Source organism: Streptomyces sp. JLBG701 (genome assembly GCF_058544905.1).
This window is the reverse complement of the sequence record NZ_CM178588.1, coordinates 3,880,909-3,894,619: the sequence shown is the minus strand read 5'-3', so window position 1 is coordinate 3,894,619 and position 13,711 is coordinate 3,880,909. Positions and strand designations below refer to the sequence as shown.

Genomic DNA, 13,711 nt, shown 5'->3' with positions numbered 1-13,711 from the left:
TCCCCCGGCGTACGCTTGAAACCGCCAGGCTGCCCTTGGGGCAGGCGAGTCGTTTCGAGGAGGACGAGCAAGGCCTACGAGCCGGCCCATGACTCAGACACCCACAGCTCATACCCCCGCGCAGGGACAGGCACGAGCACAGTTCACCGTCCCCGCCCAGCACCCGATGGTCACCGTGCTGGGTTCCGGCGACTCCCTCCTGCGTGTGATCGAGAAGGCTTTCCCGGCGGCCGACATCCACGTCCGGGGCAATGAGATCAGCGCGGTCGGCGACGCCGGTGAAGTCGCCCTCGTCCAGCGCCTGTTCGACGAGATGATGCTGGTGCTCCGCACCGGACAGCCGATGACGGAGGACGCAGTGGAACGCTCGATCGCCATGCTCAGGGCGAGTGACAACGGCGAGGGGTCCGACGAGACCCCGGCCGAGGTCCTCACCCAGAACATCCTCTCCTCCCGCGGCCGCACGATCCGCCCCAAGACGCTCAACCAGAAGCGGTACGTCGACGCGATCGACAAGCACACGATCGTCTTCGGCATCGGCCCCGCGGGCACCGGCAAGACCTACCTCGCCATGGCGAAGGCGGTCCAGGCCCTCCAGTCCAAGCAGGTCAACCGCATCATCCTGACCCGCCCGGCGGTGGAGGCGGGAGAGCGGCTCGGCTTCCTCCCGGGCACCCTGTACGAGAAGATCGACCCCTACCTGCGCCCGCTGTACGACGCGCTGCACGACATGCTGGACCCGGACTCGATCCCGAAGCTGATGGCTTCGGGGACGATCGAGGTCGCGCCACTGGCATACATGCGTGGTCGCACGCTCAATGACGCCTTCATCATCCTGGACGAGGCCCAGAACACGAGCCCCGAGCAGATGAAGATGTTCCTCACCCGGCTCGGCTTCGAGTCGAAGATCGTGATCACGGGTGACGTGACGCAGGTCGACCTTCCCAACGGGACCAAGTCGGGTCTGCGTCAGGTTCAGGACATCCTGGAGGGGCTCGACGACGTGCACTTCTCCCGCCTGTCGTCCCAGGACGTCGTACGACACAAGCTGGTCGGCCGTATCGTCGACGCGTACGAGAAGTACGACAGCGAGAACGGTACGGAGAACGGCTCCCACAAGGGCGGCCGCAACAAGCGGAAGTAGAACAGCACGACCATGTCGATCGACGTCAACAACGAGTCCGGAACCGAGGTCGACGAGCAGGCGATCCTCGACATCGCCCGCTACGCGCTCGCGCGGATGCGCATCCACCCGCTCTCCGAGCTCTCGGTGATCGTCGTGGACGAAGACGCCATGGAGCAGCTGCACATCCAGTGGATGGACCTGCCCGGGCCGACCGATGTCATGTCCTTCCCGATGGACGAGCTGCGTCCGCCGTCGAAGGACGAGGAGGAGCCCCCGCAGGGGCTCCTCGGCGACATCGTGCTGTGTCCCGAGGTCGCGGAGAAGCAGGGCAAGGAAGCGCCTACGCGGCACTCCATGGACGAGGAGCTCCAGCTGCTCACCGTCCATGGAGTGCTGCACCTGCTCGGGTACGACCACGAGGAGGCCGACGAGAAGGCCGAGATGTTCGGCCTCCAGGCGGCCATCGTGGACGGCTGGCGCGCGGAGAAGGGCCACACCGGCCCGTCCCCGGCCCCGACCGTGTCATGAGCCCGCAAATCGTCATAGGGGCCGTGGCCCTGGTCGTCGTGGCCTGGCTCGCCGCCTGCGCGGAGGCGGGCCTCGCGCGCGTCTCCAGCTTCCGCGCCGAGGAGGCCGTGCGCAGCGGCCGGCGCGGCAGCGCGAAGCTCGCCCAGATCGCGGCCGACCCGACCCGCTATCTCAACGTGGCGCTCCTGGTGCGCGTCGCCTGCGAGATGGCCGCCGCGGCGCTCGTCACCTACGCCTGCCTCCAGGAGTTCGACGGCACCGCCGAGGCTCTCCTGGTCGCGATCGCGGTCATGGTCCTCGTGTCGTACGTCGCCGTCGGCGTCTCCCCGCGCACCATCGGCCGCCAGCACCCGCTGAACACCGCGACGGCGGCGGCGTACATCCTGCTGCCCCTCGCGCGGATCATGGGCCCGATCCCGTCGCTCCTCATCCTCATCGGCAACGCGCTGACCCCCGGCAAGGGCTTCCGCCGCGGCCCGTTCGCCTCCGAGGCGGAGCTGCGGGCGCTGGTCGACCTCGCCGAGAAGGAGTCCCTTATCGAGGACGAGGAGCGCCGCATGGTGCACTCGGTCTTCGAGCTGGGCGACACCCTCGTACGGGAGGTCATGGTCCCGCGGACCGACCTCGTCGTCATCGAGCGCTACAAGACCATCCGCCAGGCACTCACCCTCGCGCTGCGGTCCGGTTTCTCGCGGATCCCGGTCACCGGTGAGAGCGAGGACGACGTCGTCGGGATCGTTTATCTGAAGGACCTGGTCCGCAAGACGCACATCAGCCGGGACGCGGAGAGCGAGCTGGTGTCGACGGCCATGCGGCCCGCCGCGTTCGTGCCCGACACCAAGAACGCCGGTGACCTGCTGCGTGAGATGCAGCAGGAGCGCAACCACGTCGCCGTCGTCATCGACGAGTACGGCGGCACGGCCGGCATCGTCACCATCGAGGACATCCTTGAGGAGATCGTCGGCGAGATCACCGACGAGTACGACCGTGAGCTGCCGCCGGTCGAGGAGCTGGGCGACGACCGCTACCGGGTCACCGCCCGCCTCGACATCGGCGACCTCGGCGAGCTCTACGGCTTCGAGGCCTACGACGACGAGGACGTGGAGACCGTCGGCGGACTGCTCGCGAAGGCCCTGGGCCGGGTGCCCATCGCCGGGGCGTCCTCCGTGGTCGAGCTGCCGGACGGCCGGGAGCTGCGGCTGACGGCGGAGGCGGCCGCGGGGCGGCGGAACAAGATCGTGACGGTGCTGGTGGAGCCGCTGGGCCTCGCGGACCCGGACAAGGACGAGGAGGAGAGGAAACCGGAATGACCCCCCAGGAGCTGCGCGCCTTCTGCCTGTCCTTCAACGAGGCCGTGGAGGACTTCCCGTTCAACCCGGAGACCTCGGTCTTCAAGGTCCTGGGCAAGCTCTTCGCCCTGACGAACCTGGACGCACGGCCCCTGACGGTCAACCTCAAGTGCGACCCGGACGACGCGATCCGACTGCGCGGCGAGCACGAGGGCCTGATCATCCCCGGCTATCACATGAACAAGCGCCACTGGAACACGGTGACGGCGGACGGCTCGCTGCCGGATCGGCTGCTCCGGGAGCTCATCGAGGACTCGTACGACCTTGTTGTGGCCGGTCTGCCGCGTGCGGAGCGCCTCCGGCTCGACCGGCCCTGACGCCCTCGTATGCTCAGCGTATGACCGACAGCAACGCGCTTGATCCCGAGGACCGCAAGATCGTCACCCTGGCCCGTTCGGCTCGGGCCCGTAATGGTGTGCCCGAGGGGGCCGCCGTGCGGGACGAGACCGGGCGTACGTATGTCGCCGGGACCGTGGAGCTGGAATCGCTGAAGTTGAGTGCGTTGCGTACTGCCGTGGCGATGGCGGTGGCTTCGGGGGCGGAGTCCTTGGAGGCGGCTGCGGTGGTGACTGGGGCGGAGGCTGTTTCGGCTGAGGATCGGGCGGCTGTACGGGATCTTGGTGGGCCGGAGACGCCTGTGTTGGTTGCCGGGCTCGATGGGGTTGTCCGGCTGACTGTTTTGGCTGGCTGAGGCCTTCTGGGGGCTCCGCCCCCAGATCCCCGTTCGGCCCTGAAGGGGCCTCGTCCTCAAACTCCCCCAGAGGGGGGACCCCCAGACGGGCTGAGGTACCTGGACCGGTGCTGAGGGGTGACGCTCCCCGGCCTGAATTCGCCCTTGCCCTCCCCCGTCTCTCGCGTATCAATGGAACCGACAGTTCCGACGGACCGTCAGATCCGCAAGCCGTGCGCAGCGTGTCCGCATCCACCCTGTGTTCGTGTTCGGTTCGTCGGTTCGCGTCTCCCATCCATCCCCACATGGCTTTCCCACTCATGGGAAGGGAGCCGGATTCAGATGACAGGCAAGCGAATCGGAACAGGTGCGGCACTGGCGGTCGGGGCCCTCGCGGTCGCCGGGCTCGTCTTCGCGCCCACTGCCGTCGCCGTCACCCCCGAGACGGCGACGATCACCGCCGACTGCGGAACCTTCGGCGGCGGCGAGGCAACCCTCACGGCAACCCAGGACGGCACGGCGGCCACGGTCACCCTGACGTCGTCCGCGATCACCGCGCCGATCGCGCTGGCGGAGGACTCGATCGCGTCCACCCTCACCTTTGTGAAGGCGAGCGGTGGCACCACGGCCTTCACCGGCACGGAGAACCCGGCCATGGCGGCCGGCGACAGCGTCACGGTCGGTCCGCTCTCCGGGACCGTCGCCTCCGGGGACAGTCTGGAGGCGTACGGGGGTTCGCTGCAGATGACCGTCTTCGGCATCACCATCACGTGCACGGCGACCGGGCCGCAGGCGCCGGGTCCGTTCGTGTTCGACTGATCCTCCCGCCCCACCCAACCCCCCACCAACTGGACTGTCGGTTCCCGGTGTTGGCTTCAGCAACGGGAGCTGACGGTCCATCAGTTCTTTTCATCGCGTCCATTGACTTCTCACGCAATCCCCACATCAATGCCCCCTGTCAGCGCAGACGAGCCGCTGTGCCCGCATCCCTCAGGAGGGGGCAACACATTCATGGGACGTATGAGATCGACAAGTCGAAGACGCCGCTGGGCGGCGCTGATCGGGGCCACCGCGCTCGCGGTCACCGTGGGCGGTGCGCTGGCCGTCCCGGCCGCCGCGTCCGTCGACGTGGACTTCGCCACGCACTGCATCCCGCCGGCCATCGCCGGAATTCCGCCGATCGACGGGACCACCACCGCGAACATCTCGGTGGACAACGCCAGTCCCCAGGTCGGCGACACGGTCACCGTGACCTACACGGTGGTCAAGCCCGCCGCCAGCAACCCCACCGCCATCGCCCTGCCGGCCGACATCATGACGCCCACCGGCAAGGTCGTCCTTGGCGGTGCGCAGACCGGGGACGTCACGGTCGCGGGACCCAAGAAGAACGACCCGGTGCCGGGCAACGGCGCCTTCCCGTCGTTCTCCATGACCGGCACCTTCACGGTCACCACGGCCGGCGCGATCACGCTCTCGCCCGGCGACTACAACATCCACACCAGCTACATCCTGGAGCTGGACACCCCGTGCACGGTGACCAACCCGCCCGCTCCGGTGTCCGAGACGGTCACCGCCACGGACGGCGGCTCGGTCAACACCCGTGCCATCAGCCTGGGTTCGGCCTCCGGGAGCCCCGGTGACAGCGTCACCGTGACCGGCAGCGACTTCACGCCGGGCGCGAGTGTGACGTTGGCCGGACGGTCCGGGAGCAACCAGACCGCGGACACCGCGACCGTCACGGCGGACGCACAGGGCGCCTTCAGCGGGGCCCTCGTCGTCAACGACCTGACGACGACCGGTGTCGTGGCATACGAGGGCGACGCGTGGAACGCTGACACCGGCGCCGGGCCCGCCGCCTACGTAGTCATCGACGACACACCCGTCCCCGAGGGCAGCCAGAAGATCACCACCACGGTCACGGCGGGGACGCTCTCCATGTCCCAGGCCGGGGACAGCGTCCAGCTGTCGTCGGTCGACTTCGGCAGTGGCGGTGCCTCGGACGGCGCTCTCCAGACCGTGACCGTCAAGGACTTCCGTGGCGGGCCCGCGGGCTGGTCCCTGACCGGCAAGGTCACCGACTTCGCCGGTCCCGGCGCCAAGATCGGGGCGGAGAAGCTGAGTTGGACGCCTTCCTGTGACACCAAGGCGGGCAGCCCGAGCACCTGCCAGGCCGGTTCGGCGGGCACGGTGGGCAGTTCGGGAGCGACCCTCGCGTCGACCCCCGACGCCACGCTCACCGGCGGTGAGTTCACGGTCGACGCCGGACTGTCCCTGAACGTACCGGCGTTCACGCCTCCGGGCTCGTACTCCGGCGTACTCACCCTCACGCTCAGCTGACATGCGCAAGCCTTCCGCACCCCTTCTGGGCTTGCTGAGCCTGGGCCTGTTTCTGTTCTCGGCGGTGCTGGGTGCCGTACCCGCCCACGCCGCCGACAACGGCAGCTGGTCCGTCTATCCCGTCTCCTCGCAGGTTGCCGCCCGGCCCTACTTCTACCTCTCCGCCGACCCCGGTCAGACGATCGAGGACGAGGTCACCGTCGCCAACAAGACGGGCGAGCCGCTGACCTTCCGGCTGTACGCCGCCGACGCCTACAACACCGAGCGCGACGGCGGGTTCGCCGTGCGGACGCCGGCGGAGCGGCAGCGGGGTGTGGGTGCGTGGGGCAAGCCCGCGAAGTCGAAGGTCACCGTCCCCGCCCACGGCACCGTCACCGTGCCGTTCACGCTGCGGGTGCCCCAGGACGCCGAACCGGGCGATCATCCGGGCGCGTTGGTGGCGCTCGACGAACGGATCGACGCCGGCCAGGGCTCGGTCGCGCTCGGCGTACGGCGAGCCGTCGCGGCCCGTGTCTATCTCCGGGTGAGCGGGCCCACCGTCCCCGCGATCTCCGTCGAGAACGTCCGCCTCACCCGCCACCAGCCGCTGGTGCCGGGACTGGGCGACAGCGGCGCGACCATCTCGTACACCCTCCACAACACCGGCAACGTCACCCTCGATCCCAAGGTGGAGCTGAGAGCGCGGGGCCTTTTCGGCCGTACGCTCCTGGCGCGCGACGTGACCAAGCTGCCCGCGGAGCTGCTGCCGGGGGAGCGGGTACGGCTCAGCGAACCGTGGCACGACTCCCCTCAACTCGACTGGGGAGACGTCACGTTGACGGCGAGCGCACAGGACACGCGCGAGTCGGCGAGCGTGTCGTTCCTCGCGCTGCCGTGGCTGCTGGCGGGGGTGGTGCTCGTGGGGGTGATCGTCGGGGTGGTGCTGCTGATCAGGGCGCGACGGGCACGGGTACGGGCGCGGGCCGGTTAGTCACTCACGGCCCAGGGTGCGGCGCAGTTTGCCCTGTCTCGGCGGGATCTCCTTCGAGGCGACGAGTTCCGCGACGGATATGCGGACGAACTCCGTGTTGCCGAGGAACTCGAACGCGGACGACTTCGTGATCTCCAGGAGCCAGCTCGTCTCGGAGATCCGGAACACCTGGTAGCCGTACCTGGACTCGCCGCCCGGGAGTGACGTCGTATAGGAGACGCTCAACTCCTCGGCGCGCCGCAGGGCTTGCTCCCTGCCGCCTTCCACATGCAGCTTCTCCTTGAGGCGCCAGCTGGACTCGCCGTCGAGCGCCTTCATCGCCTCGACGAGCACGTACCACTCGCCCGAGCCCCAACCCATGACGCTCCCGCCGTCAGAGCGCGTCCAGGCCGCGTTCGCCCGTCCGCACCCGTACGACCGACTCGACGGGCAGCGCCCACACCTTGCCGTCGCCGATCTTGCCGGTGCGGGCGGCCTCGACGATCGCGTCGATCACGGCGTCCGAGTCGGCGTCGTCGACGACGACCTCGATGCGGACCTTGGGGACGAGGTCGACCTGGTACTCGGCGCCGCGGTACACCTCGGTGTGGCCGCGCTGGCGGCCGTAGCCGCTGGTCTCGGTGACGGTCAGACCGTGTACGCCGAGCTCCTGGAGCGCCGTCTTGACCTCGTCGAGACGGTACGGCTTGACGATCGCGGTGATGAGCTTCATGCCTTGGCCTTCTGCGCGGAGTGGACTGCGGAGTGGACTACGGAAGAAGAAGGAGACCGGGGCGCTGTGGCCCAGGACGCCGTGATCGTATGTCGTCTCGGCGTGCACCGTAAGGTCCAGGCCGGTGTACTCCTCGTCCGTACGTCACCGCGAAGGCGTACGTCCGTGCGGCGGGGGCTTGTGGATCAGGGACAATGGGCGCCATGAGCGTTCGTACCCCGTCATCCGAGCCGTCCGAGGCCCCCCATCGCGCCGGCTTCGCCTGCTTCGTGGGCCGCCCCAACGCGGGCAAGTCCACCCTCACGAACGCTTTGGTCGGCCAGAAGGTGGCGATCACCGCGAACCAGCCGCAGACCACGCGGCACACGGTACGGGGCATCGTGCACCGGCCCGACGCCCAGCTGATCCTGGTCGACACCCCTGGGCTGCACAAGCCGCGCACCCTGCTGGGGGAGCGGCTCAACGACATCGTGCGTACGACGTGGGCCGAGGTCGATGTGATCGGCTTCTGTCTGCCGGCGAACGAGAAGCTCGGGCCCGGTGACCGGTTCATCGCGAAGGAACTGGCGTCCATCAAGAAGACGCCGAAGATCGCGATCGTCACGAAGACCGACCTGGTGGACTCGAAGACCCTCGCCGAGCAGCTCATCGCTATCGACCAGCTCGGCAAGGAGCTCGGGTTCGAGTGGGCCGAGATCGTGCCGGTGTCTGCGGTCGGCGACCAGCAGATCGACCTGCTGGCCGACCTGATCGTGCCGCTGCTTCCGGAGGGGCCGGCTCTGTATCCGGAGGGTGACCTCACGGACGAGCCCGAGCAGGTCATGATCGCGGAGTTGATCCGGGAGGCGGCGCTGGAGGGTGTTCGCGACGAGCTGCCGCACTCCATCGCGGTCGTGGTGGAGGAGATGCTCCCGCGTGAGGACCGGCCCGCCGACAAGCCGTTGCTGGACATCCACGCGTTCGTCTACATCGAGCGACCCAGCCAGAAGGGCATCATCATCGGGCCGAAGGGGCAGCGGCTGAAGCAGGTCGGGATCAAGTCGCGTAAGCAGATCGAGGCGTTGCTGGGTACGCCGGTGTTCCTGGACCTGCATGTGAAGGTGGCGAAGGACTGGCAGCGGGATCCTCGGCAGTTGCGGAAGCTGGGCTTCTAAGACCTTTTTTCGCCCCCGCCACCCCTACCCGTCCCATCCCTGGGGCTCCGCCCCAGACCCCGCTCCTCAAACGCCGGAGGGGCTGGATTGTGCCGGCCTGGGCGACTCAGCGTTCGCTCACGGACAGGTCCTGCAACCCCACCACCCGCAGCAACTGCAGCCGTTCGTACGACTCCGTGCCCGGGCGGGCCGTGTGGACGATCAGGCGGTGGTGGTCCTGGTCGTTGAGGAGGATCTCGCAGTCGAGTTCCAGGAGGCCTACCAACGGGTGTTTGAAGCGTTTTGTCGTGGCTCGGCGTACCGCCACCTCGTGCTCGGACCATAGGCCCGCGAACTCCGCACTCGACGCCCGTAGTTCGGCCACCAGCGCCGCCGGTTCCGGGTCGGACGGACGCGCCGCGGCCACCGCCCGCAGGTTCGCCACATGCCCGCGCGCGTGTTCCGCACGGTCCTCCGGCGGGAACAGATCACGCGCCGAGGGGTCGAGGAAGTAGCGGCGGAGCAGGTTGCGGTCGCGCGGCGGGAGGCCGGCGATGTCTCCGCTGAGGGCCTTCGACAGGGCATTCTGGGCGAGGACCACGCCGAGATCCGTGACCACCATGGCCGGGGCGTCGTGCAGCCGGTCCAGGACCAGGAGGAGTCCGGGGCGGACGTGGCCGGACGGGGTCTCGTTGCGTGGGGGCTCCTCGTCGGCCAGGTGGAAGAGGTGGTCGTGCTCGTCGTCGGTGAGGCGTAGCGCGCGGGCCAGTGCCGTCAGCATCTGGCGGGACGGCCGCGGGCCCCGGGCCTGCTCCAGGCGCGTGTAGTAGTCCACGGACATACCGGTCAGCTGAGCCACCTCCTCACGGCGCAGCCCCGGCGTGCGGCGCCGGGCGCCGGCCGTGAGGCCCACGTCGGACGGGTCCAGGCGGGCGCGGCCGCGGCGCAGGAAGTCGGCGAGTTCGGAGCGGTTCAGGGGCACGTCTCCAGGCTGCGGCATCCCGCCCGGCTTATCCAGGGACTGCCGGTCCCCTGATCGGGAGGTCTCTCCCGGTGTCCGCGCCGCCGTTCCAGGCTGGTCGGGACGAGAGGAACAGAACATGTTGACACTGGTGACAGGTACGACAGGACAGGTCGGCCGGCGCTTCGTCCCGAGGCTGCTGGCCCAGAAGCGGCCCGGCGAGGACGTACGGGTCCTGGTGCGCGACCCGGCCCGGGGCGAGCCCCTCGCGGAGCTGGGCGCGCAGGTCGTGGTCGGTGATCTGCTGGACGCGGAGGCGCTCGGCAAGGCGGTCGCCGGAGTGGACGCGGTCGTGAACATCGCGGCGTCCTTCCGCGGGGTGCCGGACGAGGAGGCGTGGGCCGTCAACCGGGACGCGGCCGTGGAACTGGGCCGCGCCTCGCTGGCCGCCGGTGTGCGGCGCTTCGTACAGATCAGTACGGGGCTCGTGTACGGAACCGGGCGGGGCCGCCCGGTGACCGAGGAGGACGAGATCCGGCCCGGCGGCGAGATGTGGGGCGCCTACACCGAGTCCAAGGCCGAGGCCGAGCGGGAGCTGTTCGCGCTCGACGGCATGGACGTACGCGTCGGCCGCCTCCCCTTCGTCTACGGCGAGGGCGACCCGCACCTGGCCCAGTCCCTGATGTGGGCCGAGAGCTGGGCGCCGGCCCGGCGGCTGCAGATGGTCCACCACGCGGACGTCGCCCAGGGACTGCTGCGTCTCCTGTACGCGCCTGGTGTCGCCGGCCGTCTTTACAACATCGCCGACAGCGCCCCCGTCACCGCCGTCGAGCTGCATCAGCTCAACGGGGTCGAGATGCCCGCCGACGCCCACACCCGCACGGACCCCGACCCGTGGTTCGGGATCATGTCCACCGAGCGGATCCGCCGGGACCTCGGCTTCCGCCCCCTCTTCCCGACCGTCTGGTCGGCCCGGGACGCCGGAGCCCTGTGACACGGGCCTTGACCGCGCTCAGTCCACGCCCCTGATCCGCCTCACCAGCACCGCCCCCGCCAGCCCGACCACCGCCGCCACCAGATAGAGCACCCGGTACCCGCCCAGGTACGTCACGATCGGCGCGGCCAGGGCGGGTGCCGCGACCTGGGGGAGGGCGTTGGCCACGTTGATGACGCCGAGGTCCTTGCCGCGGTCCCCGGCCTTCGGCAGTACGTCCGTCATCAGGGCGAAGTCGACCGACGTGAAGACGCCGAAGCCCACGCCAAGGACCGCCGCCGCGACGATCGCGCCCGGCCACGTCTGCCAGCACGCCAGCCCCGCCGTCGCCACCGCCATCAGCACGCCCGACCAGGTCACGAACGGCTTGCGGCGGCCCACCCGGTCCGACCAGACGCCGCCCACGACGACCGTGGCGAGGAGGGTCACGGCGTTCACCGCGGTGAGGATGAGGACGCCCTCGTCGGGATCGTCGTAGTGCAGACGGTCGCGCAGGTAGTAGAGGAGGTACAGCAGCACCAGCGCGTTGCTGAGGTTGATCAGGAAGCGGGTCAGCCAGGCCCAGCCCAGGTCCGGATAGCGGCGCGGGCTCAGCCAGAAGCCCGCGAGGAATCCGCGCCAGGACCACGCCGGGCGGTCCGCCGCCGACAGCCGCAGGTCCGGGTGGCGCAGGACGTACGGCAGCACGCCCACGACGACGAACACCGCGCACGCCGCATAGCCCGCCCCGGTCCCGCCCGCCGCCGTCGCCAGCCCCGTGCCGCCGACCACGCCCAGGATCTGCGCCGCTCCCAACCAGCCGCCCACGGAGCCCCGTTGGAGCCGCGGCACCCGGTCCGGCACCGCGGCTGTCACCGCCGCGAACGCCGCGTTCAGCGTCAGCTGGACCAGGCACCAGCCGGCCAGCATCATCCACAGCCCGCCCGCCCCCGCGAGCAGCAGCAGGGAGAGCGCCCCGCCCGCCGCACCGCCCACGATCCACGGCGTACGGCGGCCGAAGCGGGCCGCCGTCCGGTCCGACAGGGCGCCGAAGAACGGGTTCGCGGCCAGCGACACGAGCGCGCCCACGCCCGTGACCCAGGCCAGCATCGTCTCCTTCGACATGCCGGAGCCAGGCGCGAAGTCCTCGGCCTGGGAGGCGAGCAGGATCTGCAGCGGGCCGAACCAGCCCACCCAGATCGCCCCGTTGGCCAGCGACAGGGCGGCCGTCCAGCCCCGGCCGACCCGTTCGACGGGCTCGGCGAGGGCCTCCGGCGGCAGGGCCGTGGTCACCTCTGGGCCCGGAGGAGCTCCTGGAACCAGCCGTACGAGGCTTTCGGCGTCCTCTTCTGCGTCTCGAAGTCCACATGCACGAGCCCGAACCTACGCGCGTACCCCTCGGCCCACTCGAAGTTGTCCAGAAGCGACCACACGAAGTACCCGCGCACGTCCACGCCCGCCTCCAACGCGCCGTGCAGCGCCCGGACATGACCGTCGAGGTAGGCGATCCGGTCCTGGTCGTCGACGCCCTCGTACGCGCAGCCGTTCTCGGTGATGACGACGGGCGGGAGCCGGTCGCCGTAGCGCTCGTGGAAGGTGGTGAGCAACTCGGTCAGCCCCTCCGGGACCACCGGCCAGCCGAAGTCCGTCACCGGGACGTCCTCGATCTCCCTTACGGAGAAGGGGAGTTCGGCCGGGATCGTGAGGCCGCCGAACTCGATGTCCTCGCCCTGAGGCGCGCCCACCCGGGTCGGCGCGTAGTAGTTGACGCCGTAGAAGTCGAGCGGCTCACCGATGATCTTCAGGTCGCCCGCGACGTCCCCGGGCATCAACTCGCCGAGGCCTTCCGGGTATTCGCCCAGCAGGATCGGATCGGCGAACAGGCGGTTCAGGAGCAGGTCGTAGAAACCGGCCGCCTCCAGGTCCGCCTGTTCCTCCGATGCCGGCCACGTCGGACCGTGCGAGTTGGCGATCCCGATGTCCGTGGCGCCGGACGCGCGCAGCGCCCGCACCCCCAGACCGTGGGCCAGAAGCTGGTGGTGGGCGGCCGGCAGCGCGTCGAACATCAGCTGCTTGCCCGGTGCGTGCGCGCCCAACGCGTGCCCGAACATGGTGTGTTCGGCCGGCTCGTTGATCGTGATCCACTTCTTCACGCGGTCGCCCAGCCGGTCGGCGACCAGCGTCACGTACTCCGCGAACCGCGACGCCGTGTCCCGCTCCAGCCAGCCGCCCTTCTTCTCCAGGGCGACCGGCAGGTCCCAGTGGAAGAGGGTCGGGACGGGACGTACGCCCGCCGCGCTCAGCTCGTCCACGAGACGGTCGTAGAAGTCGAGGCCGCCGGGGGAGTTCACCCGGGGCCAGGAGATCGAGAAGCGGTACGCGTCCACGCCGAGGCCGGCCAGGAGTGCCACGTCCTCCGGGTAGCGGTGGTAGTGGTCGCAGGCCACCGCCGCCGTCGAGCCGTCCTTGACCCGCCCGGGCTCGGCCGTGAAGGTGTCCCAGACGGACGCCTCGCGCTTGTCCACCGCCCCCTCGATCTGATGAGCCGAGGTCGAGACGCCCCAGAGGAAGCCGGCCGGGAACTGAGGTATCGGGTTCGTCGCCATGCGCCGGATCATCGGTACCGCTGGTAACGGAAGTCAACGGGCAGGCGTGAACAACCAGTTACGCGCCTTCCTTCAACACCTTTGTGATGAGTTTTCGCTGCTCCTCCGTGAGTCGGGGATCGGTCGCGTACACCGTCTTCCCGTCCACCGTGATCTGGTAGCTGAAGCCGTCCGGGACCCCGATCGGGGGCACGCCCCGGCCGGCGGCGACCGCCTTCTCGGCCAGGGCGTGCCACTCGTGCGCGTCGGGGCGCCCCGAGGTGTCCACCTCGGCGTGCCGCTCGATGCCCGCGAATCCGCCCGTGCGCCTCACCTGAATACGCATGGGACTCTTCCTAGTACGGAA

General features: G+C 69.7%; 16 protein-coding genes. 10 read left to right on the top strand and 6 right to left on the bottom strand.

Annotated features, from left to right (window positions below):
* Nucleotides 1-88: 88 nt before the first annotated feature.
* The 8 genes from AC5DRG_RS17885 to AC5DRG_RS17850 all read left to right on the top strand — a co-directional run bounded on the left by AC5DRG_RS17885 (nucleotide 89) and on the right by AC5DRG_RS17850 (nucleotide 6,980).
* Nucleotides 89-1,144 carry a PhoH family protein gene (locus AC5DRG_RS17885; RefSeq protein WP_491811536.1) on the top strand — a complete coding sequence of 352 codons (1,056 nt, stop codon included), beginning with the start codon at nucleotides 89-91 and terminating at the stop codon, nucleotides 1,142-1,144.
* Between the two features lie 12 nt (nucleotides 1,145-1,156).
* Nucleotides 1,157-1,654 carry an rRNA maturation RNase YbeY gene (ybeY, locus tag AC5DRG_RS17880; RefSeq protein ID WP_491811535.1) on the top strand — a complete coding sequence of 166 codons (498 nt, stop codon included), beginning with the start codon at nucleotides 1,157-1,159 and terminating at the stop codon, nucleotides 1,652-1,654.
* A complete protein-coding gene (locus tag AC5DRG_RS17875; protein ID WP_491811534.1) occupies nucleotides 1,651-2,964 on the top strand; it encodes a hemolysin family protein in 1,314 nt (437 codons plus the stop codon). Before ybeY ends, AC5DRG_RS17875 begins: the two co-directional genes overlap by 4 nt.
* On the top strand, nucleotides 2,961-3,320 hold the full coding sequence (locus AC5DRG_RS17870; protein WP_491811533.1) for an MmcQ/YjbR family DNA-binding protein: 360 nt from the start codon (nucleotides 2,961-2,963) through the stop codon (nucleotides 3,318-3,320). Before AC5DRG_RS17875 ends, AC5DRG_RS17870 begins: the two co-directional genes overlap by 4 nt.
* 20 nt (nucleotides 3,321-3,340) lie before the next feature.
* Nucleotides 3,341-3,694, top strand: a complete 354-nt coding sequence (locus tag AC5DRG_RS17865; protein ID WP_491811532.1) for a cytidine deaminase — start codon at nucleotides 3,341-3,343, stop codon at nucleotides 3,692-3,694.
* A 321-nt stretch (nucleotides 3,695-4,015) separates the two neighbouring features.
* Nucleotides 4,016-4,492 (top strand): hypothetical protein, encoded by a 477-nt coding sequence (locus AC5DRG_RS17860; protein WP_491811531.1) that lies wholly within the window; start codon nucleotides 4,016-4,018, stop codon nucleotides 4,490-4,492.
* A gap of 201 nt (nucleotides 4,493-4,693) precedes the next feature.
* Complete coding sequence (locus AC5DRG_RS17855) at nucleotides 4,694-6,010, top strand: beta-xylosidase (protein ID WP_491811530.1); 1,317 nt, start codon at nucleotides 4,694-4,696, stop codon at nucleotides 6,008-6,010.
* A gap of 1 nt (nucleotide 6,011) precedes the next feature.
* The gene (locus AC5DRG_RS17850; RefSeq protein WP_491811529.1) at nucleotides 6,012-6,980 is read left to right on the top strand and encodes a WxL protein peptidoglycan domain-containing protein; all 969 of its coding nucleotides are present in this window, start codon (nucleotides 6,012-6,014) and stop codon (nucleotides 6,978-6,980) included.
* On the opposite strand, the gene AC5DRG_RS17845 is transcribed toward AC5DRG_RS17850, so the two are convergent.
* Together AC5DRG_RS17845 and AC5DRG_RS17840 are read right to left on the bottom strand one after the other, a co-directional pair.
* Entirely contained in the window at nucleotides 6,981-7,340 is a 360-nt protein-coding gene (locus tag AC5DRG_RS17845; protein ID WP_491811528.1) for a hypothetical protein, read from the bottom strand.
* 13 nt (nucleotides 7,341-7,353) lie between these two features.
* Nucleotides 7,354-7,692 (bottom strand): P-II family nitrogen regulator, encoded by a 339-nt coding sequence (locus tag AC5DRG_RS17840; protein WP_491811527.1) that lies wholly within the window; start codon nucleotides 7,690-7,692, stop codon nucleotides 7,354-7,356.
* A 194-nt stretch (nucleotides 7,693-7,886) separates the two neighbouring features.
* Between AC5DRG_RS17840 and era the strand changes: the two genes are divergently transcribed.
* Nucleotides 7,887-8,846, top strand: a complete 960-nt coding sequence (gene era, locus AC5DRG_RS17835; protein ID WP_491811526.1) for a GTPase Era — start codon at nucleotides 7,887-7,889, stop codon at nucleotides 8,844-8,846.
* A gap of 106 nt (nucleotides 8,847-8,952) precedes the next feature.
* Here era and AC5DRG_RS17830 read toward each other — a convergent pair whose 3' ends face one another.
* On the bottom strand, nucleotides 8,953-9,801 hold the full coding sequence (locus AC5DRG_RS17830) for a helix-turn-helix transcriptional regulator (protein WP_491813067.1): 849 nt from the start codon (nucleotides 9,799-9,801) through the stop codon (nucleotides 8,953-8,955).
* A 124-nt stretch (nucleotides 9,802-9,925) separates the two neighbouring features.
* On the opposite strand from AC5DRG_RS17830, the gene AC5DRG_RS17825 reads away from it, so the two are divergent.
* Nucleotides 9,926-10,780: an NAD-dependent epimerase/dehydratase family protein gene (locus AC5DRG_RS17825; protein ID WP_491811525.1), complete on the top strand. Its 855-nt coding sequence runs from the start codon at nucleotides 9,926-9,928 to the stop codon at nucleotides 10,778-10,780.
* Nucleotides 10,781-10,798: 18 nt separating this feature from the next.
* Here AC5DRG_RS17825 and AC5DRG_RS17820 read toward each other — a convergent pair whose 3' ends face one another.
* From AC5DRG_RS17820 to AC5DRG_RS17810, 3 genes are read right to left on the bottom strand one after another with little or no spacing between them, the layout of a single operon-like run.
* Nucleotides 10,799-12,052: an MFS transporter gene (locus AC5DRG_RS17820; RefSeq protein WP_491811524.1), complete on the bottom strand. Its 1,254-nt coding sequence runs from the start codon at nucleotides 12,050-12,052 to the stop codon at nucleotides 10,799-10,801.
* The gene (locus AC5DRG_RS17815; protein WP_491811523.1) at nucleotides 12,049-13,377 is read right to left on the bottom strand and encodes a GH1 family beta-glucosidase; all 1,329 of its coding nucleotides are present in this window, start codon (nucleotides 13,375-13,377) and stop codon (nucleotides 12,049-12,051) included. The genes AC5DRG_RS17820 and AC5DRG_RS17815 overlap by 4 nt, the downstream gene beginning before the upstream one ends.
* Before the next feature lie 46 nt (nucleotides 13,378-13,423).
* The gene (locus tag AC5DRG_RS17810; protein ID WP_491811522.1) at nucleotides 13,424-13,690 is read right to left on the bottom strand and encodes a protealysin inhibitor emfourin; all 267 of its coding nucleotides are present in this window, start codon (nucleotides 13,688-13,690) and stop codon (nucleotides 13,424-13,426) included.
* Nucleotides 13,691-13,711 lie beyond the last annotated feature (21 nt).